This is a genomic window from Pseudarthrobacter polychromogenes (genome assembly GCF_014644495.1).
GTDB classification, from domain to species: Bacteria; Actinomycetota; Actinomycetes; order Actinomycetales; family Micrococcaceae; genus Arthrobacter; species Arthrobacter polychromogenes.
On record NZ_BMKU01000003.1, the window covers coordinates 390,959 to 416,006 of the forward strand.

Genomic DNA, 25,048 nt, shown 5'->3' on the forward strand with positions numbered 1-25,048 from the left:
GGGTGCGAACTTGGATGTTTGTCCGGGTGGATCAGTGGGTGAGGAGCTTGGACAGGAAGTCCTTGGCGCGGTCGCTCTTCGGATTGGTGAAGAACTCCTCCGGGGTGGCGTCCTCAACGATCTGGCCGTCCGCCATGAAGACGACGCGGTCCGCAGCCTTGCGGGCGAAGCCCATCTCGTGGGTGACCACGATCATGGTCATGCCCTCCTTGGCCAGCTGGATCATGACGTCCAGGACCTCATTGATCATTTCCGGGTCGAGCGCCGAGGTGGGCTCGTCAAAGAGCATGACCTTGGGCTTCATGGCCAGCGCCCGGGCGATCGCGACGCGCTGCTGCTGGCCGCCGGACAGCTGTGCCGGAAGCTTTGGGGCCTGGTGCCCCACGCCAACGCGTTCGAGGAGCGCCATTGCGTCCTTGTCCGCGGTTGCCTTCGGGACGTTCTTGACCTTGATGGGCCCGAGGGTCACGTTTTCGAGGATGGTTTTGTGGGCGAAGAGGTTGAAAGACTGGAAGACCATTCCGACGTCGGCACGCAGCTGCGCCAGCTCCTTGCCTTCCTCGGGGAGGACCTTTCCATCGATGCTGATGGTCCCGCCCTCGATGGTTTCCAGGCGGTTGATGGCGCGGCAAAGGGTGGACTTACCGGAGCCTGAAGGTCCGATGACCACAACAACCTCGCCCTTGCGGACCTGGAGGTTGATGTCTTTCAGTACGTGCAGCTGGCCGTAATGCTTGTTTACGGCGTTCAGGGAGACGAGGGCATCGCCGGGCACATGAGTAGTCATAGGAAGAATCTAGCGAACAACACCGGCTTATGACGCGAATCACCCCATGTTCCTGCGGATCGTGATTCAAGAGATACCTCCCGCCGGCAGGTTAGCCTAGGGGAATGAGCATCAGTGCAGATCCGGCAAGAAATTCCCAGCCACGCCGCAAGGGGCCCCTTGAGCTGCGCCGCAAACAGGCGGCCGTGGAGATGTCGGACCAGCATCTGCTCGACACCAAGGGCCCCGGGCAGTTCGTCCACACCGATCCCTGGCGGGTCCTGCGCATCCAGAGCGAGTTCGTGGAAGGGTTTGGTGCCCTGGCGGACATCGGCAAGGCCGTGAGCGTCTTCGGTTCAGCACGCACCAAGCCCGGCAGCCCCTACTACGAGATGGGCGTGGAGGTGGGGCGGAAACTGGCGGAGGCCGGTGTTGCCGTCATCACCGGCGGCGGTCCCGGATCCATGGAGGCTGCCAACCGCGGCACCGTGGAAGGCAACGGCGTGTCCGTGGGCCTGGGGATCGAGCTGCCGTTCGAGCAGGGCCTGAACCAGTGGGTGGACCTGGGCATCAACTTCCGGTACTTTTTCGCCCGCAAGACCATGTTCGTCAAATACGCCCAGGGGTTCATCGTCCTGCCCGGCGGGCTGGGAACACTCGATGAGCTGTTCGAGGCCATGGTGCTGGTCCAGACGCGGAAGGTGACATCGTTCCCGATTGTCCTCCTCGGCGTTGACTTCTGGGGTCCCATGATCGAGTGGATCAGGGGCACCCTCGTGGCTGAGGGCATGGTCTCCGAGAAGGACCTGGACCTGATCCAGGTGGTTGACGATCCCGCCGAGGCCGTGGACCGCGTGCTCCACGGGGCCGTTACTCCCTCCTTCAAGGGAGAGCAGCGGCCGGAGTAACCGGCCGCGCGGGTGTCCGGACTGGCAGCAGCCACCCGGTCTGGCACGATGGAATGGTGAGTTTCTTTCTGGTTTTCCTGGCCATAGGGCTGGTCGGGGCGGTTTTCTGGGTGGGCCTTGGCCTGCGTTCCGGCAGGACAGGCAATGGTCCGTTGCCTGTCCTGCTGGACGGCGGCTTCGAGCAGCCGCCTGCCAACCTTCCCCCTGTCCTGCTGCCCGCCCAGGCCGCGCCGGAGGATGTGGACCGTGTGCGCTTCTCCCTTGGCCTCCGTGGCTACAGGATGGACCAGGTGGACCAGGTTTTGGATGAGCTGCGGGACCAGTTCGCCTCCAAACAGGAGGAGATTGACGCCTTGCGGGCTGAGCTGCGGGCCCTGCGGGAAGCCGGCACTGCTGAACCCGGCGGGACCGCGTCCGCTGGAAAGAACACGCTGTGAGCACAGTGGCTCGTCGCCGCCCAGGCCTGCTCCCGTCGCTTCAAGGGGTGGCCGGGCGGGCGGGAACGGCTCTTCGGGGCTGGCCGTGGTGGCTACAGGCCACCGCCGTCTATATGGCTGCCCGCCTTGTCAGCGCCTGCATTTTCATGGCCGCTGCCCTCCACCAGGGTCCCAATCCCTGGTTTCCGGCAAAGCCTGATTACTGGAATTTCATCAACATCTGGGACGCGCGCTGGTACGCCCAGGTGATTGCCGGGGGCTACCCCTCCGTGCTGCCGACTGATGCGGCAGGCAATGTCCAGGAAAACACGTGGGCCTTCTATCCCTTGTTTCCAGCGTTGGCCGGAGGACTCAGCGGCCTCACCGGCATGGCCCCCACGGCGGCCCTGACCCTCATCGCCATGCTTGCGGGCTGGGGAGCGGCGCTGGTTGTCTACGTCCTGTTCCGGCACGAGGCTTCCCACGCACCGGCGCTTTGGGGCGTGGTTTTCTTCGCTACCTTCCCTGTCGCTGCCGTCCTGCAGGTGCCGTATGCTGAACCGCTGTCCTTGCTGCTCCTCGCGGCAGCGTTGCTGCTGGTGGTCCGGAGACAGTACCTCTGGGCCGTTCCGGTGGTGGTGCTCCTGTGCCTGTCCCGTCCAGTAGGCGTTCCCTTTGCGGCCATGCTGGGGCTGCTTCTCCTGCACCGTCTCTGGGTGCGCTTCGGCAAAGGTCGGTTCGGTAATGCCGCATTCGGTGCCGCCATATCGGATGCCGGGACGCGGGAAGGAGCCCATTCAGCCCGTGACCTCGCGGCCCTTGCTGTCCTGACCTGCGTCGGAGGCGCGATGGCGCTCGCCTGGCCCGCGGCGGCGTGGGCGGCCACCGGAGACATCCAGGCCTACACAAGAACCGAAACAGCCTGGCGCGGCCACGACCTGGTGCCGTTCAAGCCCTGGTTCGACACGGGCATCAACCTTTTCGGACCGGTACTGGGGGTGCTGGCGCCCTTCATTTTCGTGGCACTCTTCGCCGCCATGCTTTTCCTTCCCCCCGTACGGCAGATCGGCGTCGAACTCCGCCTGTGGTGTGCCTGCTACATGGGGTACCTGGTGGTGTTCCTGCACCCGCAGACCAGTACTTTCCGCATGCTGCTGCCGCTGTTTCCGCTGGCACTGGGAGCTGCCCTGGTTTCCAGGTCGCGGGCTTACCGGGGGACGGTGGTCCTCATGTTCCTGCTGCTGCAGATCGTCTGGATCGTGTGGCTGTGGGCATGGGCGCAATTGCCCGGCGGTGGGGATTATCCACCCTAGCCTTTGGGGCTTTCGCGCAGGTCAGGGCTGAAATACCACGACGCCGGAAATGTCCATCGATTAGCTACGTGCGGGTAATTCCGCGATAATAGTAAGTAAGCAAGGACAAAAAGCATTCAGAATACGCGCAGCCCGGGCGGTGACCAACCACTCCGCCGTGGCAGCTTGATCTACATGCGGACACAGCCCGCCCGGGCTGATCAGTCCTGGGACTAAATGGAGGGGAATTCCTCATGGCGGCTATGAAACCACGCACCGGCGACGGCCCAATGGAAGTCACCAAGGAGGGCCGCAGCCTGATCATGCGCGTCCCGCTCGAAGGCGGCGGGCGACTGGTGGTCGAGCTGAACGCTGCTGAGGCAGCCAACCTCAAGGAATGCCTGGTCGGCGTTACCGAATAATCGTGACAAGGCAGGGCCCGCAGCCACCAGGCTGCGGGCCCTGCCTTTTTCGAATCGCTACTTCTTCACGGCCACCAGCAGGCCATCGCCGGTGGGAAGCATGGCTGAAGCAAGCCTGTCGTCGTCGCGTATGGCCTTGCCCACCTGGCGCAGGACCACGGTGGTGGCTTCGCGGCTTGCCGGGTTGGCCACCTTGTCCTTGTCCAGCGCGTCATTCACGATCAGCAGCCCTGCGGGCTTCAGGAGCCGGATTGCCTGTTCCACATATCCGGGAAGTCCGGGCTTGTCGGCGTCAATGAAGACGAGGTCGTAGGCGCGGTCCGTCAGCCGGGGGAGGACGTCGCCCGCCCGCCCGGAAATGGTCCTGGTGCGGTTGGCCGGGCTGCCCGCCTCGGAGAATGCCTCCCGCGCCGCCCGAAGGTGTTCTACGTCCACGTCAATGGTGGTGAGCACGGACTGTGGGCCAAGGCCGCGGAGCAGGCACACACCTGACACTCCAGCCCCGGTCCCGATCTCGACGGCGGTCTGGGCCTTGGACGCGGCAGCCAGCACGGTGAGGACTGCTCCCACTCCCGGGCCAATGGGCGTCACACCGAGCTCGAAGGAGCGCTCCCTGGCCCGAAGCATGACCTCATCCTCAGCAGGAAGATCTTCTGCATAGGACCAGCTGGTGGACTTGTCGGCGCTCATGGGTTTCGCTTTCTGGGCGGCAGGGAATGTCCTCTACAGCCTACTGTGTCCGATGGCAACGGCAGGGGAGGCAGGCGGTTGCGCCTATGGCTGAACTTTTCCACAATCAGGAAATTCCCAGACAAGTTTGAAATGATTAATATCCGCTCATCCAAAAGGTGACCGGCGCCGAATCAGAGATGTCAACAGTATCCGGGCGTTAGTATTCCACGAGGGGAGTGGACGATGTCATCTTCAGTTGTGGCACCTGTCCCTGCAACAAACCATCCTGAGGCCGAGTGGGTGCGTCCCACCTGGGAAGAAGTGGTCACCAACCACTCGGCGAAGGTTTACCGGCTGGCCTACCGCCTGACGGGCAACAAGTACGACGCCGAGGACCTCACCCAGGAGGTGTTTGTCCGCGTCTTCCGCTCGCTGGAGAACTTCAAGCCGGGCACGCTGGACGGCTGGCTGCACCGGATCACCACCAACCTCTTCCTGGACCAGGCACGGCGGAAAACCCGGATCAGGTTCGATGCCCTCGCCGAGGATGCCGAATCCCGGCTTCCCGGACGTGAACCGGGTCCGGAACAGAGCTTCGAGCTCAACAACCTCGACGTGGATGTCCAGGCTGCGCTGGAGGAACTACCGCCGGACTTCCGCGCCGCCGTCGTCCTCTGCGACCTCGAAGGCCTGTCCTACGACGAAGTGGCGGAAGCGCTCGGCGTCAAGCTGGGCACTGTCCGCTCCCGGATCCACCGCGGACGGACCATGCTTCGGGAGAAGCTGGCACACCGGGATCCGCGTCCCCAGCAGTCGCGCCGCAAACTGTCCATGCCGCGTATCGCCGGTATCCTCTGAACGGCGCATGAGGTCCCGGACTCCATTCGGACGCAGGCACCAGCGCACGCGCAGCCATCTCCAGTCCTGCCACGAATGCTCTGCAGCGTTGCGGCGGGAACGCCAGTATTTGGAGCGGCTCCGCGATGCCCCCATCCCTCCCGCCAGCGATGACCTGACGGCCCGTCTGCTGGCACGGACGCAGGAACTGGCTGCCGTCCCGCACCGTCCCGCCCAGCGGCCTGCATCGCCGCGCACGGCTGTCCGGGTCCTGGCGCTGGCCGCCGGGGGCAGCACGGCCGCTGCGGCGGTCCTGGCTGCAGGTGCCTTTGCGGCTGCAGGGGACCCCCTGCCCGGGGATGCCACCGGAAACCCCGCCGCCTTCTCGCAGGTGTCATCCCAGACGCCGGCGGACGGCAGGCTGCTGAACGCTGAACAGCTCACCCGGCTGCGTTCCGAAGGCTGGGCCTGCCCGGAACTTGAAGCGATGGGCTTCCACCTTGAATCGGCAAAGGCCACGGTGCTCAACGGGCATCCGGCGGTTGAGCTGAGGCTGACCGACGGGGCCCACTACGCCACTGTGACTGAACAGCGGCTCCCCAAACAGGTCGGTGACGGTCAGGATACCGGCGGACAGAAGGGTGCTGCGGACGGGGAAGCCGGTGCGGCCGGGAACAACCTGCGCGTGTGGCAGTCTTCGCCGTGGTCTGCAACCTACCTGACGCCAGGGCACAGCTTTACTTACGAGTCCGACCTGCCGGCGGAACGGGCCGATGACGCCGTTCCCATCCTGCAGCGCATGGGCACCAGGGCTGAAGAAGGCGTTGCCGCCGGAATCCCGCCTTCTGCCGAAGCGGGCGGGGAACCGCTCACGACGCGGCTGCAGCGCGGGGCCAACCGGATCGTGGCCTTTTTCGTCCCCTAGCGCAGGCAGTTCTCCCGGGCCCCGGGTTGAAATCGTCACTGGCAGCCCGGAGAGGGTAATCTTCCTAAAGTGTTTGGAATCAACGGCCCGGAGTTCTTTCTTCTGCTGATCATTGGCGTTCTGGTGATCGGCCCCCAGCGGCTGCCCGAATACACCCAGAAGCTTGCGAACCTGGTCAAGGAAGTCCGGCGCATGGCGTCCGGTGCCCGCGAGCAGATCAAGGAAGAAGTCGGCATCGACATCGATGATGTCGACTGGAAGAAATACGACCCCCGGCAGTACGACCCCCGCCGCATCATCAAAGAGGCGCTCCTCGACGACGACTCCAAACCCGTCAGCGCCGGCGCGCCGGCCGCTGTGGCGGCAGTATCCGGGGCCGCCGCCGTGGCAGCGGATGCCGCGCCGAGGCGGCCGGAACGGGTGCTCCAGTCACTGCCGCCGGGCGAGGCTGCACCTTTCGACACCGAAGCCACCTAGCAGCGGCTGCGCGCACAGCAGCTCCCCGACAGTTGCTCTTTCTGCACCCTTCCCGGCTGCCGCCGGCTCAGCGCGGCTGAAGGCCCAGTTTCATCCCGGCCAGTCCACGGGGTTTTGCCGCCAGTTGTCCGGCGATACCTGACAGCGCCGCCGCGGCCGGTGTGCCGGCCTGGCCGAGGACGATTGGCACGCCGGTGTCCCCGCCTTCACGCAGCTGGATGTCCAGCGGAATCTGGCCCAGGAGCGGCACCTCTGCCCCCACCGTTGCCGTCAGCCGCTCGGCGAGGACCTGCCCGCCGCCGCTGCCGAACAATTCCATCCTGCCGCCGTCGGGCATTTCCAGGTAAGACATGTTCTCGATGACGCCCGCCACCTTCTGGCCCGTTTGCGTGGCGATGGCTCCCGCGCGCTCGGCGACGTCCGCGGCAGCAGCCTGCGGCGTAGTGACCACCAGGATTTCCGCCTTCGGAAGCAGCTGGGCCACGGAGATAGCAATGTCACCGGTGCCGGGCGGCAGGTCGAGGAACAGGGCATCCAGATCGCCAAAATAGACGTCGGTGAGGAACTGTTCAAGGGCGCGGTGCAGCATGGGTCCGCGCCAGGCCACAGGCTGGTTTCCGCTGACGAACATCCCGATGGAGATCACCTTCACCCCGTAGGCGACCGGGGGGAGGATCATGTCGTCCACCCGCGTGGGCTGCTGCGTGATGCCCATCAGTCCCGGGACGGAGAAGCCGTAGACGTCCGCGTCCACGATGCCGACGCGCAGGCCCTGCGCTGCAAGGGCACAGGCCAGGTTGACGGTCACCGAGGACTTCCCGACCCCACCCTTGCCGCTTGCCACCGCGTAGACCCTGGTCAGGGAACCAGGCTCGTTGAAGGGGATGCCGCGCTGGCCTCCTTGGCCGCGGAGCAGCTCCTTGAGGGCATCGCGCTGTTCCTGGGTCATCACCTTGAGTTCAACGTCGACGGCGGCCACTCCCGGAACTGCCAGCAGCGCGTTCGTGGCATCTGCCGTAATGGTCTCCCGCAGGGGGCAGCCGGAGATGGTGAGCAGGACAACCAGGCTGGCCCGGCCGGCGTCGTCCACGGCGACAGACTCCACCATGCCCAGTTCGGTGATGGGGCGGCGGAGCTCGGGGTCGATGACCGTGGCCAGGGCAGCGTTGACTGCCTCAGCCAACGCAGTGTTGGCAATGGGTTCGCTCATTAACGGTCCTGGGTGGAATGGCCGGGCTTGACCCGGGGGATCTGCTGGGTGCGGGGGTTCCGTTGCCGGTCGCGCTGTTCCTTGAGTTTTTCCTTGACCTTGTCGCGGGGGGATTCATGCTGCCCCTGGCCGGAGGGATCATGGGTCCGGAGCTCCTCCTGGGCCTCCAGCATGTCCTCAAGCAGCGAACGGAGCTCGGCACGGACGTAGTCACGTGTGGCAACCTCGCGCAGCGCAATCCGCAGGGAGGCGAGTTCCCGCGTGAGGTACTCAGTGTCGGACAGGTTGCGCTCGGCGCGCTGGCGGTCCTGCTGGAGCGACACGCGGTCGCGGTCGTCCTGCCGGTTCTGGGCCAGCAGCAGCAGCGGCGCGGCGTAGGAGGCCTGCAGGGACAGCATCAGCGTCAGCAGGGTAAAACCGAGCGCGCGGGAATCGAACTGCCACTCGAGCGGTGCCCAAGTATTCCACGCCAGCCAGATGACCACGAAGACCGTCATGTAGACCAGGAACTGCGGCGTGCCCATGAACCGCGCAAAGCCCTCCGTGGCGTGGCCGAAGGCATCGGGATCCGGCGAGAACTTGGGCAGGATCCGCTGGCGGCCGCTCAGCGGCGTGTCCAGGCTGCCCTTGTCCGCCGTCTTCCTGGCGGGAGTCCGCTGGTTCGGATTTTTTGGTGCGCTGCTCTCAGCCAATACGGCCACCAAGCCTTCTTATCGGGGCTTCGCCATCATGGGCGCGCCAATCATCCGGCAACAGATGATCCAAAACGTCATCAACAGTCACCGCCCCCACAAGCCGGCCGGCGTCATTGACCACGGGGAGGGAGTTCAAATTGTAGGTAGCCAGCGTCCGCGCCACTTCGCTGATGTGTGCCTGGTCCGACAGGGGTTCCAGGTTCTTGTCCACCAGGTTGCCGAGCGGCTCGAACGGCGGGAACCGGAGCAGCTGCTGGATGTGGACAACACCCAGGAAACGGCCGGTGGGCGTTTCCAGCGGCGGCCTGGCGATGAAGATGGAGGAGGCAAGCGCCGGGGACAGTTCCTCCCTGCGCACGTGGGCCAGGGCCTCGGCAACCGTGGCCTCGGGAGGAAGGATCACCGGCACCGGGGTCATGAGACCACCGGCGGTGTCCTCGTCGTACTCCAGCAGGCGCCGGACATCCTCTGCGCCCTCCGGCTCCATCAGCTGAAGCAGCTCCTCCGCCTGGGCGGAGGGCAGCTCGCCGAGGAGGTCGGCGGCGTCGTCGGGATCCATCTCCTCCAGCACGTCGGCTGCGCGCTGCACGTCAAGGGCGGAGAGGATCTCCACCTGGTCGTCCTCCGGGAGCTCCTGGAGGACGTCGGCCAGCCGTTCGTCCTGCAGCTCGCTGGCCACCTCGAAACGGCGTTTGTCGCTCATCTCCTGCAGTGCTTCTGCGAAGTCTGCTGGTTTGAGGTCCTCATGGTTGGCCACGAACTGGGTGGCGGCCTGCGGCTCCGTGCGCGGACCCTGGAGGGCGTCGGCCCAGTCGATGATCAGGGTTTCGTTGCGGCGGAGCCGGCTGAGCGGGGAGAGGGAATGGCCGCGCCGGACAAAGAGCTTGCTGACGAACCAGTCGCGGGAGCGGTGCTGGTCCATGGCGATGTCCTCGATGGTGGCGTCGCCGCTGCCGTCCCGCAGGGTGACACGGCGGTCGAACATCTCGGCCACAACCAGTGTTTCGGCGCCGCGCTGCTCGAAGCGGCGCAGGTTCACCAGCCCGGTGCAGATGATCTGGGTCTGGTCGATGGAGGTAATGCGCGTCATGGGCACGAAGACGCGCTTCTTGCCGGGGACTTCGACGACGATACCCACCACGTGCGGTGCGCCCTGCGTTCCCCGGGACAGCACAACAACATCGCGCAGCCGGCCCAGCCGGTCGCCCAGCGGGTCGAAGACGTCGAGGCCCAAAAGGCGCGCCACGAAGACGCGGGTAGGAGTTGTGCTCACTCCTACAGGCTACCGAGTCTGCTCTCTTTTAGCTGAATTTACAGGCAGCACACATGCTCATGGGCAAGAATGGGGGTATGGCAAACATATTTGGTGCTCCCAAGGCCGGCGGGCCCGGCGGGATGGATGAAGCCCGGGCCGTTCCCACCGGCGATACCGTGGGTTCCTACACGTCCTACCTGGATGCCCAGAAGGCCGTGGACTACCTTGCGGACCAGCAGTTCCCCGTCCACATGGTGTCCATCGTAGGCAACGAGCTGAAGATGGTGGAGCGGGTGACCGGCCGTTTGAGCTACCCCAGGGTGGCACTCTCCGGAGCGCTGAGCGGCATGTGGTTCGGCCTGTTCGTGGGTGTCATGCTGTCCTTCTTCGCACCGTCGCCAGGGTACTTCTCCATCCTTACCTCGGTGCTGATGGGCGCAGCGTTCTTTATGCTCTTCGGCATCGTCACCTACGCCATGCAGCGCGGCAAGCGCGACTTCACCTCCACCAACCAGGTGGTGGCCACCAGCTACGACGTCGTGGTGTCGCCCGAGGCCGCCCACGAGGCACGGCGCCTGCTCCAGCAGCTGCCGATGACCCGCTCGGATGCGGCCGCCGGCGGTGGTCCCTACACCCAGCGCGACTACCAGAGCCAGCCCTACCAGCAGAACCAGCCCGGCCAGGGTCCGGCCCGTCCCTCGGGCTGGAACGATCCTTACGGCCAGCAGTCTTCCGGGTCCTCCGCCCAGGCACATCCTGTCCAGGAGGACCAGGGCCCGGCTGCTGCGCAGCAGCCGGAGCAGCCCGCCCCGGCCCGGGCCGTACGGTACCCGGACCTGCCGGACGGCCGGCCGCAGTACGGAGTCCGGCTGCCCCAGGAGCCCACCGCTGACGCAGGCCACCCGGACGCCGGCCAGCAGGCCACGCAGGGGCAGCGGGTTGACGGCCAGCCGGATGCACCTGGGCACGCTCCTGAGCAGCACCCGGGCGAGCCGCGGCAATAGCCCGCAGCGGCCTGACGGGCAAACAAAAGCGGGGCTGCCGGAACATGTGTTCCGGCAGCCCCGCTTTTTCGTCTTTGCTTACGCTTCCGGGGCTCCGTCGGCTTCGCGGTAGATGCCCGCCATCCAGTCCTGCACGTCCTCGGCCTTGCGCGGCAGGGCAGCGCTCAGGTTGACCGGGCCGTCGGCGGTCATCAGGACGTCGTCCTCAATCCTGACGCCGATTCCGCGGTATTCCTCCGGGATCGCCAGGTCCTCGGCCTTGAAGTACAGGCCGGGTTCGATGGTGAAGACCATTCCTTCGGTGAGGATGCCGTCCAGGTAAAGTTCCCGTTTGGCCTGGGCACAGTCGTGGACGTCCAGACCCAGGTGGTGGCTGGTGCCGTGCGGCATCCACCGGCGGTGCTGCTGGCCCTCGGGACTGATGGCCTCCTCCACCGTCACCGGGAGGAGCCCCCACTCCGCAAGCCGCTCGGCCAGGACGGTGGTAGCTGCGGTGTGGATGTCGCGGAACTTCGCCCCGGGCTGCGCGGCGGCGAACCCGGCGTCGGCCGCGTCAAGCACCGCTTCGTACACTTTGCGCTGGATGTCGGTGAACACGCCGCCGGCGGGAAGGGTGCGGGTAATGTCCGCCGTGTAGAGGGAATCCGCTTCCACGCCGGCGTCCAGCAGGAGGAGCTCTCCGGCGTGGATCTTCCCCGTATTGCGGGTCCAGTGCAGCACCGTGGCGTTGTTGCCGGAGGCCGCGATGGTGTCGTATCCCAGCTCGTTCCCCACCTCGCGTGCCCGGGCGAAGAAGGCGCCTTCCACCACGCGTTCGCCGCGGGAATGCGTGAGGGCGCGCGGCAGGACTTTCACCACCTCCTCGAAGCCTTCAACGGTGGCAGCCACGGCGAGCTTCATTTGCTCGATCTCCCAGTCGTCCTTGAGCAGGCGCAGTTCGGAGAGGGCTTCGCTCAGCTTTTCGTCCAGGGCATCGAGGACGGCGAGGTCCAGGTTGTCCGGGTCCTTGGCCGTGTTGTAGCGGGCGGTGTCCACCAGCGCGTCGATGTTCTCATCCACCTTGCGGACCAGGCGGATGGAGATGCCGCCAATTTCCGGGGCGCCCACGTCCTTGGTGATGGCTGTCTCCAGCTGGTCGATGTGTGCCGTTGCCAGGCCAAGGCGTGCCTCGAACTCGGCCAGGGTGGGACGCGCGCCGATCCAGAACTCGCCGGCCCGGGAGTCTGCGTAGAACTGTTCCGTGTCCCGCCCTGCCAGCGGCCGGAAGTAGAGCGTCGCCCGGTGGTGGCCGCCGTCGTCGCCCTTTCCTTCCCCGACCGGTTCAAGGATGAGGACGGCATCAGGCTCGTGGTCGAGGCCGAGCCCGGTGAGGTGCGCGAATCCGGAGTGGGGGCGGAAACGGTAGTCGCAATCGTTGGAGCGGACTTTCAGCGGGCCGGCGGGGATCACCAGGCGTTCGCCCTTGAACTGTCCGGAGATTGCCCTGCGCCGGGCCGAGGCGTAGCCGGCTACGTCGTCACGTGCCGGGAGCTCCTGGCTCGCGGGCGCCCAGTTGCCGGCCATGAAGGCCCTGAAAGCGTCGGAACTGGGCCGCTGCGAGCGGTTGTTGACGCGCTCCTCCAACGGCTGGGAAGCAGAGGTGGGGGTGTTTTCGGCATCTTTCACCGCACCATCGTCTCACCAGCTCCGCGGCTGCGCGAATAGGCGGAGCCCCGTGTGGGCGCGGCCGGTACCGGGGAGTTGCGGCCGGGCATACGCAGGGTGAACGCCGGGTCAACTAGTCTGGACAGGTGAGGATCGACCTGCATGCCCACTCCAATGTCTCGGACGGCACCGAGAATCCCGCAGACGTCATGGCTTCCGCCGCCCGCGCGGGCCTGGACGTCATAGCGCTGACGGACCACGATTCCACGGCAGGCTGGGATGCGGCCTCTGCTGCGGCCGTTGAGCACGGAGTAGCCCTGGTCCCCGGGATGGAGGTTTCCTGCCGGACGGAGGAGGGCATCAGCGTCCACCTCCTGAGCTACCTGCACGACCCGAAGCATCCGGGACTACTGGAGGAAATCACCAAGGCCAAGGACGCGCGGCATACCCGTGCCGAGCGCATGGTCACCCTGCTTGCGGAGGACTACCCCCTCACCTGGGACGACGTCATCCACCATGTCGCCCCCGGCGCGACCCTCGGCCGGCCCCACATCGCGGACGCCCTCGTAGCCGCCGGGGTGGTGGAGGACCGCTCCGAGGCCTTTGCCTCTATCCTCACCTCACGCTCGCGCTACTTCATCCAGCACTACGCACCCGCGCCGGCCATCGCCGTCGAACTGGTCCGTGCCGCTGGCGGGGTCCCTGTCTTCGCCCACCCCGTGGCGTCCTCCCGCGGCAGGATCGTAGGTGAGCGGGTGTACCAGGAGATGATCGACGCCGGCCTGGCGGGCCTGGAGATCAACCATCGTGACAATCCGGAAGAAGGGCGCCGGTTCCTGCGGCGGCTCGCCGGCAAGCACGACCTCCTGGTTACCGGATCATCGGACTACCACGGCACCGGCAAACCGAACCTGCTGGGGGAGAACCTCACCGAGCCGGACGTCCTGGCGCGGATCGAGGAACTGGGGTCAGGGACCTCCGTCATCCGTCCGTTCTGACCCAACTAAGTAGCGCTAAGTGTCGTTTTCAGGGCTCAAAACGACACTTAGCGCTACCTACTTGGGCGGGAACGACGTGAATTGGGCGTGGGCACCCAGGCGCTGGGCCATGATGTCGATGGCCGGCTGGTTCTGGTCCACACACACAAACCTGCGGTTCATCTTTGCGGCCACCGCACCCAGGGTTCCGGAACCGGCGAAGAAGTCCAGGCACCAGTCACCGGGCCGGCTGGACGCCGCCACAACCCGGCGGATGAGGCCCTCCGGCTTTTGCGTCGGGTACCCGGTCTTTTCCTTGCCGGTGGGCGAGACGATGGTATGCCACCAGACGTCCGTGGGCAGTTTGCCAAGTTCGCGTTTGGCAGGCGTGACAAGGCCCGGTGCCATGTACGGTTCACGGTCCACCTCGGCGCTGTTGAAGTGGTACTTCGCGGGATTCTTGACGTACACCAGGATGTTGTCGTGCTTGGTGGGCCAGCGGTTCTTGGCCCGGGCGCCGTAGTCGTAGGCCCAGATAATCTCGTTCAGGAAGCATTCACGGCCGAAGATCGCATCCAGCATCACTTTGGCGTAGTGCACCTCGCGGTAATCGAGGTGCAGGTACAGGGTGCCGTCCTCCGCCAGCAGCCGCCACGCCTCCACGAGCCGCGGCTCCAGGAAGGACCAGTAGTCGCTGAAGGCATCGTCGTAGCGGTGGAGCGCGCCTTTGATGGTGTCGTAGGAGCGCCCCTTGAAGCCGACGCGGTCGCCGGTGCCGTCTGCGTTGGCCACCATGGTGGTCTGCTGCCGCCGCTGGGTCCGGCCCGTGTTGAACGGGGGGTCCACGTAGATAAGTGTGAAGGCGCCGTCCGGCAGCGAGGGGAGGAAGTCCGCGTTGTCCGCGTGGACCACCAGGCTGCTGCCGTCCGGCGCCCAGACAGTGTCAGTCATGAAGGGTGTTAGGCCTCGGTGCTGCCGGACTGTGCGGCGTTCCCGCCGCCCACCACTTCACCGTTGCGGCGCCGGGTGCGGGTGCGGGGGCGCCGGGTGCGTGAGGGCTGCTCGGCCTCGGTTGCTGCCGGAGCGTCACCGGCAGCAACGGGTGCTGCGGCTGCCTCGGGCGTGCGACGGCGGCGCTCGCCGGAGCGGGCAGCGGAGTCGCCGCTGCGGCCGCCTTCCCGCTTGGCCCCGCGGTCACGGCTGTCGCGGGAACTGCCGGCTTCGCGGCCCCCGCGGTCGCGGGAACCGCCGGCGTCGCGGCCTCCGCGGGCGTTCTTCTTGCCTGTTTCGCCCAGGTCCTCCAGCACCTCGGCGTCAACACCGGCGAGGGTGCGCTTGTCGCGCGGAAGCCGGCCCTTGGTGCCTGCGGGAATGTCCAGGTCCTCAAAAAGATGCGGAGAAGAGGAGTAGGTTTCAATGGGCTCCGGCACGCTCAGGCCCAGGGCTTTGTTGATCAGTCCCCAGCGCGGCATGTCGTCCCAGTCCACGAAGGTCACGGCGGTGCCCTTGTTGCCGGCACGGCCGGTGCGGCCCACCCGGTGCAGGTAGATCTTTTCGTCTTCCACGCACTGGTAGTTGATGACGTGGGTGACGTCGTCCACGTCGATGCCGCGGGCGGCGACGTCGGTTGCCACCAGGACATCCACCTTGTTGTTGCGGAAGGCCCGGAGCGCCTGCTCGCGTGCTCCCTGCCCGAGGTCGCCGTGGATCGCGGCGGCGGCAAAACCGCGGTCCACCAGTTCCTCCGCGACCTTGGCCGCGGTGCGCTTGGTCTTGGTGAAGATAATGGTCCGGCCGCGGCCCTTGGCCTGGAGGATGCGGGCCACCACCTCGATCTTGTCCATGCTGTGCGCACGGTAGATCAGCTGGCGGATATCCCGCTTGGTGAGGCCTTCGTCATCCGGATCAGCAGCACGGATGTGGGTGGGCTGGGTCATGTAGCGGCGGGCCATGGCAATGACGGGGCCCGGCATGGTGGCGGAGAACAGCAGGGTCTGGCGGACCGCCGGCGTGGCTGCGATCAGGGTTTCGACGTCGGGCAGGAAGCCGAGGTCAAGCATTTCGTCAGCCTCGTCCAGGATGACGACCTTGACGTTTTTCAGGCTCAGGTGCTTCTGCTTGTAGAGGTCGATGAGGCGCCCGGGGGTTCCCACCACAACCTCCACGCCATTCTTCAGGGCTTCCACCTGGGGCTCGTAGGCCCGGCCGCCGTAGATGGTGGCGATGCGTGCGTTCCTCTTGCGGGAGGCCGTCTGCAGGTCGTTGGCCACCTGCACCGCCAGTTCACGGGTGGGGACGATGACCAGGGCCTGCGGCGCGCCGGGAACAGCGAGCTTTTCGTAGCCGGCGTCGTCCCGGCCCACCACCCGCTGCAGGGCGGGAATGCCGAAGCCCAGGGTCTTGCCGGTGCCGGTCTTCGCCTGGCCGATGATGTCGTGGCCAGAGAGGGCCACCGGCAGGGTCATGGCCTGGATGGGGAAGGGATGGGTGATTCCGGCGTCCGCCAGGGATTCCACGATGTCGGCGCGGACGTTGAAGTCCGCGAAGGACTTCTCCTCAATCTCATGCGGCTTCTCGTCGGAGATGATGGTCTCTTCCGGCTCGATCGTTTCGGTGCCGGAGTCGTCCGTCAGAAGCTGGTGGGTATGCAATTCACTCACGTGGAGTTTCCTTATTCATTTGGGCATTGGCGCTGCCTGCTCAACGGGCCGGCCCAAGGCCGTTCCGGAGCACGCTCAGGCGCGCAAGCAATTCCAGTGGAAGCCGATCGCGGGCTATCTAAAATGCTGGCACTGGTGACCAGCGGGTGTATCTCAAGATCGCGTAGGGGCGGGCTTGTTGGTTTCAAATCAAGGAAATCAACGACCGGGCATCCATTTCTACCTCTTCAGTCTAGCCGCACGGGAACGGAAACCCGGCTTTGGCCCGGTGTGCCTGCCAACCCGCAGGAGAAACCGCCCCTCTCAGGACAGGGAGGGGACCAGCTCGAAATGCACTTCCCGGGTGGCAATGTCAGAGGACACGAGGCGCACCCGGACCTTGGTTCCGGCCACCAGTTCGCCGGCACAACGGGCCGTGACGGCGGGTTCGGCAATCTGGATGATGCCGGAGCCGCCGTTGCCGTTGCCGTTCCTTCCGTTGCCGCCGTTCCCGTTTTCCTTCTGGGGCTTGGATCCGGAGATCACGATCGCGTCGAACTCCTGTCCGATGTGGTTCACCAGGAGCGCTGCCTCCACTGTGTCCAGGGCCAATCGTTCCATCCGGGACGCCAACTGGTCCGAGCCGGCCATGATCTCGGGAAGCGACGGCAGCGCCTCACGGACCCAGCCGGGCACCTCGCCGCCGTTGCACAGGGCCTCGCAGGTCACCAGGACAAAGCGGTCCACCAGGCGGCGCAGCGGTGCGGTGGTGTGGGCGTAGGCGGCCCCGATGGCGGACTGCACGGCGTCCTCGGGGACCGTGCCGTCGAACGCCGTATACGCCGCACCCCGGAAGAGCATTCCCGCCGAATGCATAATGGCCAGCTGGCGGGGATCGGTGGGATCCAGGCTGCGGAGGTATTCGCCGTAGCTGACCTCACCGTCCCAGGGCTTCCCAAGTGCCTCCGTCTGGAGCCGGAAATGGTGCAGGGAACGCTCGTCCGGTGAAGGCATGGTGCGGAGGATGCCCACTTTGCCGGCCAGCATGAGCTGCGCCGCCGCCATTCCCGTCATGAGCGAGATCTGGGCGTTCCAGTCCTCCACCGGAAGCTGCGGGGCCGCGGCAATCCGGTAGCCGCCGTCAGGAAGCTGGACAATCTCCTGGTCCGGCATGTTCAGGCTGGCACCCTCCCTGGCACGCTCCAGCTCCACGCGCTTGAGCCCCACCTCTTTGAGGAGGACCAGGACGTCTGAAGGGCTGCCGCCGTCCAGTTCCGCCTGGGCGCCCTTGTAGCTGAGCTTGGCGCGGCTGCGCATCCGGGCCCGCCTGACCGTCACGGTTGTGACCTCGGCGCGGGCATCAAGGCGGAAGTCCCACACAAACGCGGAACAGTCCTGCCCCGGCAGGAGGCTTCCGGCGCCCTCGCTGATGACCTCCGGGTGCAGCGGAATGCGGCCGTCCGGGGTGTAGAAGGTCTGGCCGCGGCGCCGCGTCTCGGCATCCAGCGGACCGCCGGGAGCCACGAATGAGGGCACGTCGGCGATGGCGTAGAGCACGCGGTAGCTGCTGCCGTCCCGTTCAATGTGGAGCGCCTGGTCAAGGTCCGTGGACGACGCCGGATCGATGGTGATGAAGTCGATGCCCGTCAGGTCATGGGACGGCAGCCGCAGTGCCGACACCGCGGCCTCGGCGTCCTCCACGGCATCTTCCGGGTAGTTGCCCGGCAGCTCAAGCTCCGTCCGCAGGGCGCTGAGGGCAGCCTCGAGGGCGTTGGTGTGCTCGTGGACACTGGGGGCCAGCCGATGATGTGACACGAAAATCAGCGTAGCCCGAATTCCGCGAATAGTGCAGGGAACCGCCCGCGGGATGCGCCGCAGATCCGGCGCCGCGTCACGGGCGGGCGGCGTCCAGCGCGTCGAGCAGCGATGCGGCTGCGGCTGCCGGGTCATCGGCTTCCGTAATGGCCCGGACCACCACGATCCTGCTGGCCCCGGCTTCCACCACCTGTTCCACGTTGCCGTGGTCAATCCCGCCGATCGCGAACCAGGGCACGCCGCCGTCGGACTGTCCCTGCCCTTGCGCCGCTGCTGCCGCGGCCGCATATTTCACCAGGCCCAGCCCGACGGCGGCGCGGCCGGGCTTGGTGGGTGTTGCCCACAGCGGCCCCACGCAGAAGTAGTCGAGCGCCGCCGGGCCGGCGGCCGCGGCCAGGGCGGCATCCACCTGTTCAGGGCTGTGGCTGGACAGGCCGATGGCGGCGTTCCCGTCCAGCAGCGTCCGGGCTGCCTCAAGGGGAAGGTCTTTCTGCCCGATGTGGAACACCGGCGCTCCGGACAGCACGGCAATGTCGGCGCGGTCGTTTACTGCCCACAGCCTGCCGTGGCGGACCGCCGCCTCCTTCAGGATGGCCAGAAGTTCCAGCTCCTCGGCTGCCTCTATGGACTTGTCCCGGAGCTGGATGATGTCCACGCCGCCCGCGAACGCGGCATCCACGAACTGCTCGAAGTCGCCCCTGCTGCGGCGCGCGTCCGTGCAGAGGTACAGGCGCGCATCGTGCAGCCCGGCACTCCCTTCCGCGTTGATAAAGGCGTCGGTACCGGACGGACGGGAAGCGGCGGCAGGGGGGTGGGACACATTCATGGGAGCCAGCCTAATTCCTTTACACTGGGCTCGTACTGCGGGAGCCGCGGCAGCTGTCACAAAGCGCCGGGCTGAGAGGGCGTCAGAGCCGACCGCTTGACCTGATCCGGTTAATACCGGCGTAGGGAAGGAGACAATCGATGCCAGATGTGCATGGCGTAACCGGCACCCCTTCTTTCGGCTCAACAATCAGAGCCGATGTGGCGGTGATCGGCGGAGGAGCCATAGGCCACGGCATCGCCTGGGAGGCGACGCGTTCGGGCCGTTCGGTGGTGGTGATCGACGATGCCCCCGGCTCCGGAGCCAGCCGGGCGGCCGCAGGGATGCTTGCGCCGGTGAACGAACTGCATTACCAGGAGGAGGACCTCCTGGAACTCATGCTCGAAGCCTCCGTACGCTGGCCCGGTTTCGCTGCTGACCTCGCTGCGGCCGCGGGCTCGGATCCCGGATATCTTACGACGCCGACCCTCGCCGTGGGTGCCGACGCCGCGGACCGGCAGTCGCTGCTGGACCTGCGTGCCGTCCAGCTGGCCAACGGGCTCGCGGTTGAACCGCTCACCATCCGCGAGGCCCGCCGCCGGGAGCCGCTGTTGAGCCCGGGCATTGCCTGTGCGCTTGATACGCCGGCGGACCACCAAGTGGACCCCCGGCTGCTGGTGGCCTGCCTCCGCCGGGCCCTCGCCGGGGATGCCGGCGTGGCCGGAAGCGGCGTAGCCGGCGCCGCCGACGGATTCGCCGTGCCGGACAAGGCATCAGGCCTGCTCTGGCGGGACGGTGCCGTAGCCGGAGTAGCCCTGGAAGGCGGAGGGACCGTACTGGCCGGGGAGACCGTGATGGCCAACGGACTGCACGCCCCGGAACTCACCGGACTGCCGGTGGACCTTCACCTGCCGCTGCGGCCGGTCCATGGGGACATCCTGCGGCTCGCGGTACCGGTGCATCTCAGGCCCCTGGTGACCTCGACAGTCCGCGGACTGGTGCGCGGGGTCCCCGTATATATCGTTCCGAGGCAGGACGGAACCGTGGTGATCGGGGCAACCCAGCGTGAGGACGCACTGGGCAGGGGCGCCGTCTCCAGCGCCGGTGCGGTGTCGGCAGGGGGCGTGTACCAGCTTCTCCGCGATGCCCAGGTGCTGGTGCCCGCCGTCGCTGAGCTTGAGCTGCTCGAGTGCACGGCCCGCGCCCGGCCCGGTACACCGGACAACGCCCCGCTGCTCGGAAGGGTGCCGCTACTAGAAGAACCCGCGGGCAGGCAGCCCGCCCCCGGAAGGCCCGGCGCTCAAGGGTCCCGCCACGTACGGGGGCTCATCATTGCCACCGGATTCTTCCGCCACGGCATCCTGCTCACCCCGGCTGCGGCCGCAATCTGCCGCGAACTCATGGACGGCATCGAGGACCCCCGCTGGGCCCCGTTCAACCCCGGCCGGTTTTCCGCTGCTCCCTCCCACCTGGTTGAAGCGGCTGCAACCCCACCCAACACCCAGGAGACAGCATGAACATCACCCTGAACGGAACCGGCCGCAGCGTGGCCGACGACGCTTCCATCACCGCGCTCGTCAGCGAGGTCACGGGCCGTCCACTGGCCGCGGACGGCCGGGCCACGGACGGGCGGAAGCTGGGCGTGGCCGTAGCCCGCAACGCCCAGGTGGTGCCCCGCAGTCTGTGGTCCGCCACGGCGCTCGCCGAAGGCGACGACGTCGAACTTGTCACGGCAGTACAGGGAGGCTGACCACCATGACCGGAACCACCATCACCAACAGCCAGCTCTCCGGCGTCCAGGACCCCCTGGTGATCGAGGGCGTCCCACTGGCATCCCGGCTCATCATGGGCACCGGCGGCGCGCCCAGCCTGGACGGCCTGGGCGCCGCACTCCTGGCGTCCGGGACTTCACTGACCACCGTGGCCATGCGCCGCTATTCGCCAAACGAGGCGGGCTCGCTCTTCCAGCTGCTGGTGGACCACGGCATCCGGGTCCTGCCCAACACCGCAGGGTGTTTTACGGCGCGGGACGCGGTCCTCACGGCTGAACTGGCCCGGGAAGCCCTGGAGACCGATTGGGTGAAGCTCGAGGTCATCGCGGATGAACACACCCTCCTGCCGGACGCCGTTGAGCTTGTGGACGCCACGGAGCAGCTGGTCAACAGGGGATTCAAGGTTTTCGCGTACACCAATGACGATCCCGTCCTGGCCCTGCGGCTCGAAAACCTCGGAGCTACCGCTGTGATGCCGCTCGGCTCGCCCATCGGGACGGGCCTGGGCATCCTTAATCCGCACAACATCGAGCTCATCGTGTCCCGGGCCTCGGTACCAGTGGTGCTGGACGCGGGCATCGGCACGGCCTCCGACGCCGCCCTCGCCATGGAACTGGGCTGCGACGCCGTGCTCCTGGCCACGGCGGTGACCCGGGCGCAGAACCCCGCCCTGATGGGGGAGGCCTTCAAGCACGCCGTCATCGCCGGTAGGCTGGCGAAAGCGGCTGGTCGCATACCCCGCCGTGAACACGCGCTGGCGTCGTCGGCAATGGAAGGCCGGGCCGAGTTCCTGTAGGGCCCGCATTCTGCCGGGTGGCGCTGGCGCCCTGATGCAAGGAGCAGCAGTGGCCGGCAACGACGCCCTTTCCCCGGAACGCATCGACGAAGCCCTGGCTGAACTGCCTGACTGGCGGGCCGGCAACGGCGGGCTGGTCACCGTCTTCAAGATGCCGACGGCGGCTGCCGCACTTGAGCTGATTGCCGCCGTCGGACGCCTGGCCGAGGAACAGAACCACCACCCGGACCTTGACTGGCGTTACAACCGCGTCTTTATCCGCTACACGTCCCACGACGCCGGGGGACAGGTGACCGGCCGGGACCTCGCGGCAGCCGCAGGAGCAAGTGAAGCAGCGGCAGCTGCGGGCGCCAAGGCAGAGCCGGCGAAGTATGTGCAGGGGCAATAGCTGCCGGCACAGCGTTAGTTGCCCCCAGCAGAACAGGCGGGTCGCTGAGCGCCCGCGCCAACAGCCCCTGTGTTCTTAACGGGCAGTGGCCGCCACCCATAGGGGTGGCGGCCACTGCCGGCTGGCTTGGAGTGCGCTGCACGAGGTGCTCCGCAGGCCTCAGGCCCGAAGGATTGTAGTCAGCCGTTGGGTATCCTGACGCGCACGTGAACGGCCGAGGTAGATGGCGGCCGCCGTTGCGGACGCGGCTCCGAGCACGATCGGCAGGACCCAGGGAATCCAGGTGCGTCCCGGCAGGTATCCGAATCCGGCGGCCATCAGGATGATCCATGCCAAGGCTGCCACGGCCACGGAAACCCCGGCAGGCACGCCGGCCCCGTACTTGGCATGCCGCTTGTCGTTTGCCCAGACAATAAAGCCTGCTGCGGCGGCGGCCAGTACAACTATGGTCAGCGAAAGCATGGTCCTCCTTGGGCTACGGGTGGTTCGTCGGCAGGCCCTAGAACTGGCCGAAACCTACGCGCCGTGCCTCTTCGGCTCCGATCTCCACGTAGCCCAGGGCGTTTCCGGGAACAATGATCAGGCGTCCCTTGTCATCCTTCAGGCGGAGTTCGCTGCCCTTGGTGATGGCATCCTCAACAATCTTGGCTACCGAATCCGCATCCTCGTTTGATTCCAGGACAATTTCGCGGCCGATATTCTGAACGCCGATCTTAATTTCCACAGGGGCCTCCCAGCCATTCACGTTCGTTGGTTATGTCTTATTTGTAGTCTAGGACTCTTTGGGGAAGCGAGAGATTCCGCGCCAAGCTAAACGGTAGATGAGGTCGCTGGCTACATCGAGGTCCAGGTTGCCGTCCGTTTCAAGCCAGTAGCGGGCACTGACCTGCGCCATTCCGGCGAGCCCCCGGCCCAGGAGCTGCGCCTCGAGATGGGGGAGCTTGGTGTCCTCGGCGATAACGCGTGCGATGGCGTCGGCAAACGTCCTGTTGAAGGTTTCCAGGCGTGCGCTGACGTCCGGATCATTGACCAGGTCCGACTCAAACACCAGCCGGTGCGCCTGGTCATCGTTGGCGATGAACTGGAAGTAGGCCCGCATGACGGCCTGCACGCGCTCGTCATTGTCCGTCGTGGAGTTCAGGGCCCCCAGCATGAGGTCCGTCAGGGACGCAAGGTGGCTCTCCAGCAGGGCCAGGTACAGCTCCCGTTTTGAGGGAAAGTGCTGGTAGAGCACCGGCTTGCTGACGTGGGCCGTCTCGGCGATTTCATCCATGGCTGCACCGTGGTAACCGTTGGCCACGAAGACTTCCTGGGCTGCCATGAGGAGCTGGGCGCGCCGCTCGTCCCGGGGAAGCCTGGCTGACCGTTGGCCTGCAGGACGCGAGGGAGCTTGCGGTTCGGCGGCCGGCGGGCGGTTAGCCCGTGCTTCATGGACCACGGTTGTCCTTCTTTCGTTGCAGTTACCTCCACTTTACTGCGGGGTAATATGACCGGGCGGTATCCCGGGGCATACATTGAAGTATGGCTTCGACAATCAGCGCAAATGTTTCACCTGTGTCCCTGGATCCGCTGGTGGAACCGGCAGCCGACCTCACCGCCGCAGAGGTGGAACGCTACTCGAGGCATCTCATCATCCCCGAGATCGGCGCCCTCGGGCAGCGGCGGCTCAAGAACGCAAAGGTGCTGGTGATCGGTGCCGGCGGACTCGGGTCCCCTGCGCTCCTGTACCTTGCCGCCGCCGGCGTAGGCACGCTGGGAATCATCGACGACGACCACGTTGACCTTAGCAACCTGCAGCGCCAGGTCATTCATGGGGTGGCGGACGTTGGCCGCCCCAAGATCGAGTCGGCACGCGATGCCATCGCCGCGTTGAACCCCCTGGTGGACGTCCGGCTGCACAATATCCGCCTTGATGCCACCAACGCACTGGAACTGTTCGCGGGCTACGACCTCATCCTCGACGGCGCTGACAATTTCGCCACCCGCTACCTGGTAAATGACGCAGCGGCCATCCTGGGCAAACCCTACGTCTGGGGCTCCATCTTCCGTTTTGACGGACAGGTCAGCGTGTTCTGGGAAAAGCACGGGCCCACCTACCGGGACCTCTACCCTGAGGCGCCCCCCGCGGGCTCTGTGCCCTCCTGCGGTGAGGGCGGCGTGTTCGGCATGCTGTGCGCGGCCGTGGGGTCGCTGATGGTGACCGAAGCGGTCAAGCTGATTACCGGCGTCGGACGTTCCCTGCTGGGGCGGGTGGCCCTGTTTGATGCGCTGGGCGGAAGCTGGCGGGAGATCCGCGTATCCAAGGACCCGGCCGCGGAACCGATCACGGAGCTGACGGACTATGAGGCCTTTTGCGGGATTGCGCCGGCCGAACAGGCGGACACGGAACATTCCGTCACGGCCGCGCAGCTCGCCACCATGCTGGCCTCGCGGAAGGCAGGACTCAAGGACTTTGACCTGGTGGACGTGCGGGAACCGGGCGAGCACGATATTGTCCGCATCGACGGCGCTGTGCTGATCCCGCAGGGCAGGATCCTCGCGGGGGAGGCCTGGGAGGAGCTCCCGCAGGACCGGGACATCGTGTTCCACTGCAAGGCCGGCACGCGGTCGGCCAACGTCCTCGCCGCGGCCAGGAAAGCGGGCTACCAGCGGGTCAGCCATCTCGACGGCGGGATCCTCGCCTGGGTGCGTGAGGTGGAACCCAACAAACCCGTCTACTAGGACGCTCTCTCATGTGAAGTGGGTTAAATCGAAACGTTCTCTCACCTAGCGCAGGAAAACCCGAAACCCTCTCTCACCTGCCAGCAGAGGGTGAGAGTGTCCCTATGTTTTTCGTCAAGCTGCTGTTGGTGTTTGGGCTTGGTAGAGGCTGCCGTCGCGGAGCATGGCGTAGAGGGTGTCGCAGCGGCGTCGGGCGAGGGCGAGGAGTGCTTGGTTGTGGTGTTTGCCTTCGGCGCGTTTCCGATCGTAGTAGGCGCGTGAGAGCGGGTCTTTGAGGGCCGCGAACGCCGAGAGGTAAAGGGTGCGTTTGAGGACTTTGTTGCCTCTTCGGGAGGCGCGGTCGCCGCGGATGGAGGATCCGGAGCGCCAGGTGACCGGGGTCAGGCCTGCGTAGGAGGCCAGGTGCCCGGCGGTGGGGAAGTCTTTGCCGGCGACTTCGGTGAGGATCCGTGCTGCGGTCCTGATGCCGACCGCCGGCAAAGACATCAGGACCTGGTGAAGAGGGTGGGCCTCCACGAGGGCTCCGACCTGGGCATAGACGGTGGCGCGCCCCTCATGGATCCTGGCGAGCATGCCCGCCAGTTCGGGCAGGACGATGGTCGCGGCGTTCGT

Annotated in this window: 28 protein-coding genes and 1 riboswitch; of the genes, 14 read left to right on the forward strand and 14 right to left on the reverse strand. The window is 66.3% G+C overall.

What is annotated here, in order from left to right; genetic code table 11:
- Positions 1-31: 31 nt before the first annotated feature.
- Positions 32-787 (reverse strand): amino acid ABC transporter ATP-binding protein, encoded by a 756-nt coding sequence (locus IEX43_RS07440; RefSeq protein ID WP_188727622.1) that lies wholly within the window; start codon positions 785-787, stop codon positions 32-34.
- 104 nt (positions 788-891) lie between these two features.
- On the opposite strand from IEX43_RS07440, the gene IEX43_RS07445 reads away from it, so the two are divergent.
- The 4 genes from IEX43_RS07445 to IEX43_RS07460 all read left to right on the forward strand — a co-directional run bounded on the left by IEX43_RS07445 (position 892) and on the right by IEX43_RS07460 (position 3,804).
- A complete protein-coding gene (locus IEX43_RS07445; protein ID WP_104185063.1) occupies positions 892-1,674 on the forward strand; it encodes an LOG family protein in 783 nt (260 codons plus the stop codon).
- A 53-nt stretch (positions 1,675-1,727) separates the two neighbouring features.
- Positions 1,728-2,111, forward strand: coding sequence for a DivIVA domain-containing protein (locus IEX43_RS07450; RefSeq protein WP_192044118.1), 384 nt, complete (start codon positions 1,728-1,730; stop codon positions 2,109-2,111).
- On the forward strand, positions 2,108-3,403 hold the full coding sequence (locus IEX43_RS07455; RefSeq protein WP_188809720.1) for a hypothetical protein: 1,296 nt from the start codon (positions 2,108-2,110) through the stop codon (positions 3,401-3,403). Before IEX43_RS07450 ends, IEX43_RS07455 begins: the two co-directional genes overlap by 4 nt.
- A 233-nt stretch (positions 3,404-3,636) precedes the next feature.
- A complete protein-coding gene (locus tag IEX43_RS07460; protein WP_009357720.1) occupies positions 3,637-3,804 on the forward strand; it encodes a DUF3117 domain-containing protein in 168 nt (55 codons plus the stop codon).
- A 57-nt stretch (positions 3,805-3,861) separates the two neighbouring features.
- On the opposite strand, the gene IEX43_RS07465 is transcribed toward IEX43_RS07460, so the two are convergent.
- On the reverse strand, positions 3,862-4,494 hold the full coding sequence (locus tag IEX43_RS07465) for an O-methyltransferase (RefSeq protein ID WP_104185061.1): 633 nt from the start codon (positions 4,492-4,494) through the stop codon (positions 3,862-3,864).
- 225 nt (positions 4,495-4,719) lie between these two features.
- Between IEX43_RS07465 and sigE the strand changes: the two genes are divergently transcribed.
- From sigE to IEX43_RS07480, 3 genes are all read left to right on the forward strand, one after another.
- Positions 4,720-5,334, forward strand: a complete 615-nt coding sequence (gene sigE, locus IEX43_RS07470) for an RNA polymerase sigma factor SigE (RefSeq protein WP_104185060.1) — start codon at positions 4,720-4,722, stop codon at positions 5,332-5,334.
- 7 nt (positions 5,335-5,341) lie between these two features.
- Positions 5,342-6,238, forward strand: coding sequence for an anti-sigma factor (locus IEX43_RS07475; RefSeq protein ID WP_229666351.1), 897 nt, complete (start codon positions 5,342-5,344; stop codon positions 6,236-6,238).
- Between the two features lie 69 nt (positions 6,239-6,307).
- Positions 6,308-6,715, forward strand: coding sequence for a Sec-independent protein translocase family protein (locus IEX43_RS07480; protein WP_188809721.1), 408 nt, complete (start codon positions 6,308-6,310; stop codon positions 6,713-6,715).
- A gap of 67 nt (positions 6,716-6,782) precedes the next feature.
- Here the strand turns inward: IEX43_RS07480 and IEX43_RS07485 are convergent, their stop codons facing one another.
- From IEX43_RS07485 to IEX43_RS07495, 3 genes are read right to left on the reverse strand one after another with little or no spacing between them, the layout of a single operon-like run.
- Positions 6,783-7,925, reverse strand: a complete 1,143-nt coding sequence (locus tag IEX43_RS07485; protein WP_188809722.1) for an Mrp/NBP35 family ATP-binding protein — start codon at positions 7,923-7,925, stop codon at positions 6,783-6,785.
- The gene (locus IEX43_RS07490; protein WP_174176464.1) at positions 7,925-8,626 is read right to left on the reverse strand and encodes a DUF1003 domain-containing protein; all 702 of its coding nucleotides are present in this window, start codon (positions 8,624-8,626) and stop codon (positions 7,925-7,927) included. Before IEX43_RS07490 ends, IEX43_RS07485 begins: the two co-directional genes overlap by 1 nt.
- The gene (locus IEX43_RS07495) at positions 8,610-9,893 is read right to left on the reverse strand and encodes a magnesium transporter MgtE N-terminal domain-containing protein (RefSeq protein ID WP_066277496.1); all 1,284 of its coding nucleotides are present in this window, start codon (positions 9,891-9,893) and stop codon (positions 8,610-8,612) included. Before IEX43_RS07495 ends, IEX43_RS07490 begins: the two co-directional genes overlap by 17 nt.
- 77 nt (positions 9,894-9,970) lie before the next feature.
- On the opposite strand from IEX43_RS07495, the gene IEX43_RS07500 reads away from it, so the two are divergent.
- Positions 9,971-10,879 carry a general stress protein gene (locus tag IEX43_RS07500; RefSeq protein ID WP_188809723.1) on the forward strand — a complete coding sequence of 303 codons (909 nt, stop codon included), beginning with the start codon at positions 9,971-9,973 and terminating at the stop codon, positions 10,877-10,879.
- A gap of 78 nt (positions 10,880-10,957) precedes the next feature.
- Here IEX43_RS07500 and IEX43_RS07505 read toward each other — a convergent pair whose 3' ends face one another.
- Positions 10,958-12,544: an aminopeptidase P family protein gene (locus IEX43_RS07505; RefSeq protein WP_188809724.1), complete on the reverse strand. Its 1,587-nt coding sequence runs from the start codon at positions 12,542-12,544 to the stop codon at positions 10,958-10,960.
- A gap of 125 nt (positions 12,545-12,669) precedes the next feature.
- On the opposite strand from IEX43_RS07505, the gene IEX43_RS07510 reads away from it, so the two are divergent.
- Positions 12,670-13,521, forward strand: coding sequence for a PHP domain-containing protein (locus tag IEX43_RS07510; RefSeq protein WP_188809725.1), 852 nt, complete (start codon positions 12,670-12,672; stop codon positions 13,519-13,521).
- Between the two features lie 57 nt (positions 13,522-13,578).
- Here IEX43_RS07510 and IEX43_RS07515 read toward each other — a convergent pair whose 3' ends face one another.
- From IEX43_RS07515 to thiE, 4 genes are all read right to left on the reverse strand, one after another.
- On the reverse strand, positions 13,579-14,451 hold the full coding sequence (locus IEX43_RS07515; protein ID WP_188809726.1) for a DNA-methyltransferase: 873 nt from the start codon (positions 14,449-14,451) through the stop codon (positions 13,579-13,581).
- A gap of 8 nt (positions 14,452-14,459) precedes the next feature.
- On the reverse strand, positions 14,460-16,160 hold the full coding sequence (locus tag IEX43_RS07520; protein ID WP_188809727.1) for a DEAD/DEAH box helicase: 1,701 nt from the start codon (positions 16,158-16,160) through the stop codon (positions 14,460-14,462).
- Positions 16,161-16,463: 303 nt separating this feature from the next.
- Positions 16,464-17,954 carry an RNB domain-containing ribonuclease gene (locus IEX43_RS07525; protein WP_188809728.1) on the reverse strand — a complete coding sequence of 497 codons (1,491 nt, stop codon included), beginning with the start codon at positions 17,952-17,954 and terminating at the stop codon, positions 16,464-16,466.
- Positions 17,955-18,030: 76 nt separating this feature from the next.
- A complete protein-coding gene (thiE, locus tag IEX43_RS07530; RefSeq protein ID WP_229666352.1) occupies positions 18,031-18,780 on the reverse strand; it encodes a thiamine phosphate synthase in 750 nt (249 codons plus the stop codon).
- 27 nt (positions 18,781-18,807) lie between these two features.
- Positions 18,808-18,925, forward strand: a riboswitch (TPP riboswitch).
- Here thiE and IEX43_RS07535 point away from each other — a divergent pair.
- From IEX43_RS07535 to IEX43_RS07550, 4 genes are all read left to right on the forward strand, one after another.
- On the forward strand, positions 18,921-20,276 hold the full coding sequence (locus IEX43_RS07535) for an FAD-dependent oxidoreductase (protein ID WP_188809729.1): 1,356 nt from the start codon (positions 18,921-18,923) through the stop codon (positions 20,274-20,276). Its footprint overlaps the riboswitch before it by 5 nt.
- On the forward strand, positions 20,273-20,509 hold the full coding sequence (thiS, locus tag IEX43_RS07540; protein WP_188809730.1) for a sulfur carrier protein ThiS: 237 nt from the start codon (positions 20,273-20,275) through the stop codon (positions 20,507-20,509). Before IEX43_RS07535 ends, thiS begins: the two co-directional genes overlap by 4 nt.
- 5 nt (positions 20,510-20,514) lie before the next feature.
- Entirely contained in the window at positions 20,515-21,327 is an 813-nt protein-coding gene (locus tag IEX43_RS07545; protein ID WP_188809731.1) for a thiazole synthase, read from the forward strand.
- Between the two features lie 34 nt (positions 21,328-21,361).
- Positions 21,362-21,715 (forward strand): 4a-hydroxytetrahydrobiopterin dehydratase, encoded by a 354-nt coding sequence (locus IEX43_RS07550; protein WP_188809732.1) that lies wholly within the window; start codon positions 21,362-21,364, stop codon positions 21,713-21,715.
- A 159-nt stretch (positions 21,716-21,874) separates the two neighbouring features.
- On the opposite strand, the gene IEX43_RS07555 is transcribed toward IEX43_RS07550, so the two are convergent.
- From IEX43_RS07555 to IEX43_RS07565, 3 genes are read right to left on the reverse strand one after another with little or no spacing between them, the layout of a single operon-like run.
- Entirely contained in the window at positions 21,875-22,177 is a 303-nt protein-coding gene (locus IEX43_RS07555) for a hypothetical protein (protein WP_188809733.1), read from the reverse strand.
- Positions 22,178-22,214: 37 nt separating this feature from the next.
- Complete coding sequence (locus IEX43_RS07560) at positions 22,215-22,439, reverse strand: DUF3107 domain-containing protein (RefSeq protein ID WP_104185044.1); 225 nt, start codon at positions 22,437-22,439, stop codon at positions 22,215-22,217.
- A gap of 48 nt (positions 22,440-22,487) precedes the next feature.
- Positions 22,488-23,153 carry a TetR/AcrR family transcriptional regulator gene (locus tag IEX43_RS07565; protein WP_104185043.1) on the reverse strand — a complete coding sequence of 222 codons (666 nt, stop codon included), beginning with the start codon at positions 23,151-23,153 and terminating at the stop codon, positions 22,488-22,490.
- Between the two features lie 83 nt (positions 23,154-23,236).
- Here IEX43_RS07565 and moeB point away from each other — a divergent pair, with 83 nt between their 5' ends.
- Positions 23,237-24,436 carry a molybdopterin-synthase adenylyltransferase MoeB gene (gene moeB / locus IEX43_RS07570; protein ID WP_188809734.1) on the forward strand — a complete coding sequence of 400 codons (1,200 nt, stop codon included), beginning with the start codon at positions 23,237-23,239 and terminating at the stop codon, positions 24,434-24,436.
- 114 nt (positions 24,437-24,550) lie between these two features.
- Here the strand turns inward: moeB and IEX43_RS07575 are convergent.
- On the reverse strand, positions 24,551-25,048 hold a 498-nt coding region (locus tag IEX43_RS07575), incomplete at its 5' end, for a transposase (RefSeq protein WP_188809735.1).

Coding starts and splice junctions, on each gene's coding strand:
- IEX43_RS07440 (WP_188727622.1), bottom strand. CDS start 787: ATGACTACTCATGTGCCCGGCGATGCCCTCGTCTCCCTGAACGCCGTA.
- IEX43_RS07445 (WP_104185063.1), top strand. CDS start 892: ATGAGCATCAGTGCAGATCCGGCAAGAAATTCCCAGCCACGCCGCAAG.
- IEX43_RS07450 (WP_192044118.1), top strand. CDS start 1,728: ATGGTGAGTTTCTTTCTGGTTTTCCTGGCCATAGGGCTGGTCGGGGCG.
- IEX43_RS07460 (WP_009357720.1), top strand. CDS start 3,637: ATGGCGGCTATGAAACCACGCACCGGCGACGGCCCAATGGAAGTCACC.
- IEX43_RS07465 (WP_104185061.1), bottom strand. CDS start 4,494: ATGAGCGCCGACAAGTCCACCAGCTGGTCCTATGCAGAAGATCTTCCT.
- sigE (WP_104185060.1), top strand. CDS start 4,720: ATGTCATCTTCAGTTGTGGCACCTGTCCCTGCAACAAACCATCCTGAG.
- IEX43_RS07475 (WP_229666351.1), top strand. CDS start 5,342: ATGAGGTCCCGGACTCCATTCGGACGCAGGCACCAGCGCACGCGCAGC.
- IEX43_RS07485 (WP_188809722.1), bottom strand. CDS start 7,925: ATGAGCGAACCCATTGCCAACACTGCGTTGGCTGAGGCAGTCAACGCT.
- IEX43_RS07500 (WP_188809723.1), top strand. CDS start 9,971: ATGGCAAACATATTTGGTGCTCCCAAGGCCGGCGGGCCCGGCGGGATG.
- IEX43_RS07515 (WP_188809726.1), bottom strand. CDS start 14,451: ATGACTGACACTGTCTGGGCGCCGGACGGCAGCAGCCTGGTGGTCCAC.
- thiE (WP_229666352.1), bottom strand. CDS start 18,780: ATGAATGTGTCCCACCCCCCTGCCGCCGCTTCCCGTCCGTCCGGTACC.
- IEX43_RS07535 (WP_188809729.1), top strand. CDS start 18,921: ATGCCAGATGTGCATGGCGTAACCGGCACCCCTTCTTTCGGCTCAACA.
- thiS (WP_188809730.1), top strand. CDS start 20,273: ATGAACATCACCCTGAACGGAACCGGCCGCAGCGTGGCCGACGACGCT.
- IEX43_RS07545 (WP_188809731.1), top strand. CDS start 20,515: ATGACCGGAACCACCATCACCAACAGCCAGCTCTCCGGCGTCCAGGAC.
- IEX43_RS07550 (WP_188809732.1), top strand. CDS start 21,362: ATGCAAGGAGCAGCAGTGGCCGGCAACGACGCCCTTTCCCCGGAACGC.
- IEX43_RS07555 (WP_188809733.1), bottom strand. CDS start 22,177: ATGCTTTCGCTGACCATAGTTGTACTGGCCGCCGCCGCAGCAGGCTTT.
- moeB (WP_188809734.1), top strand. CDS start 23,237: ATGGCTTCGACAATCAGCGCAAATGTTTCACCTGTGTCCCTGGATCCG.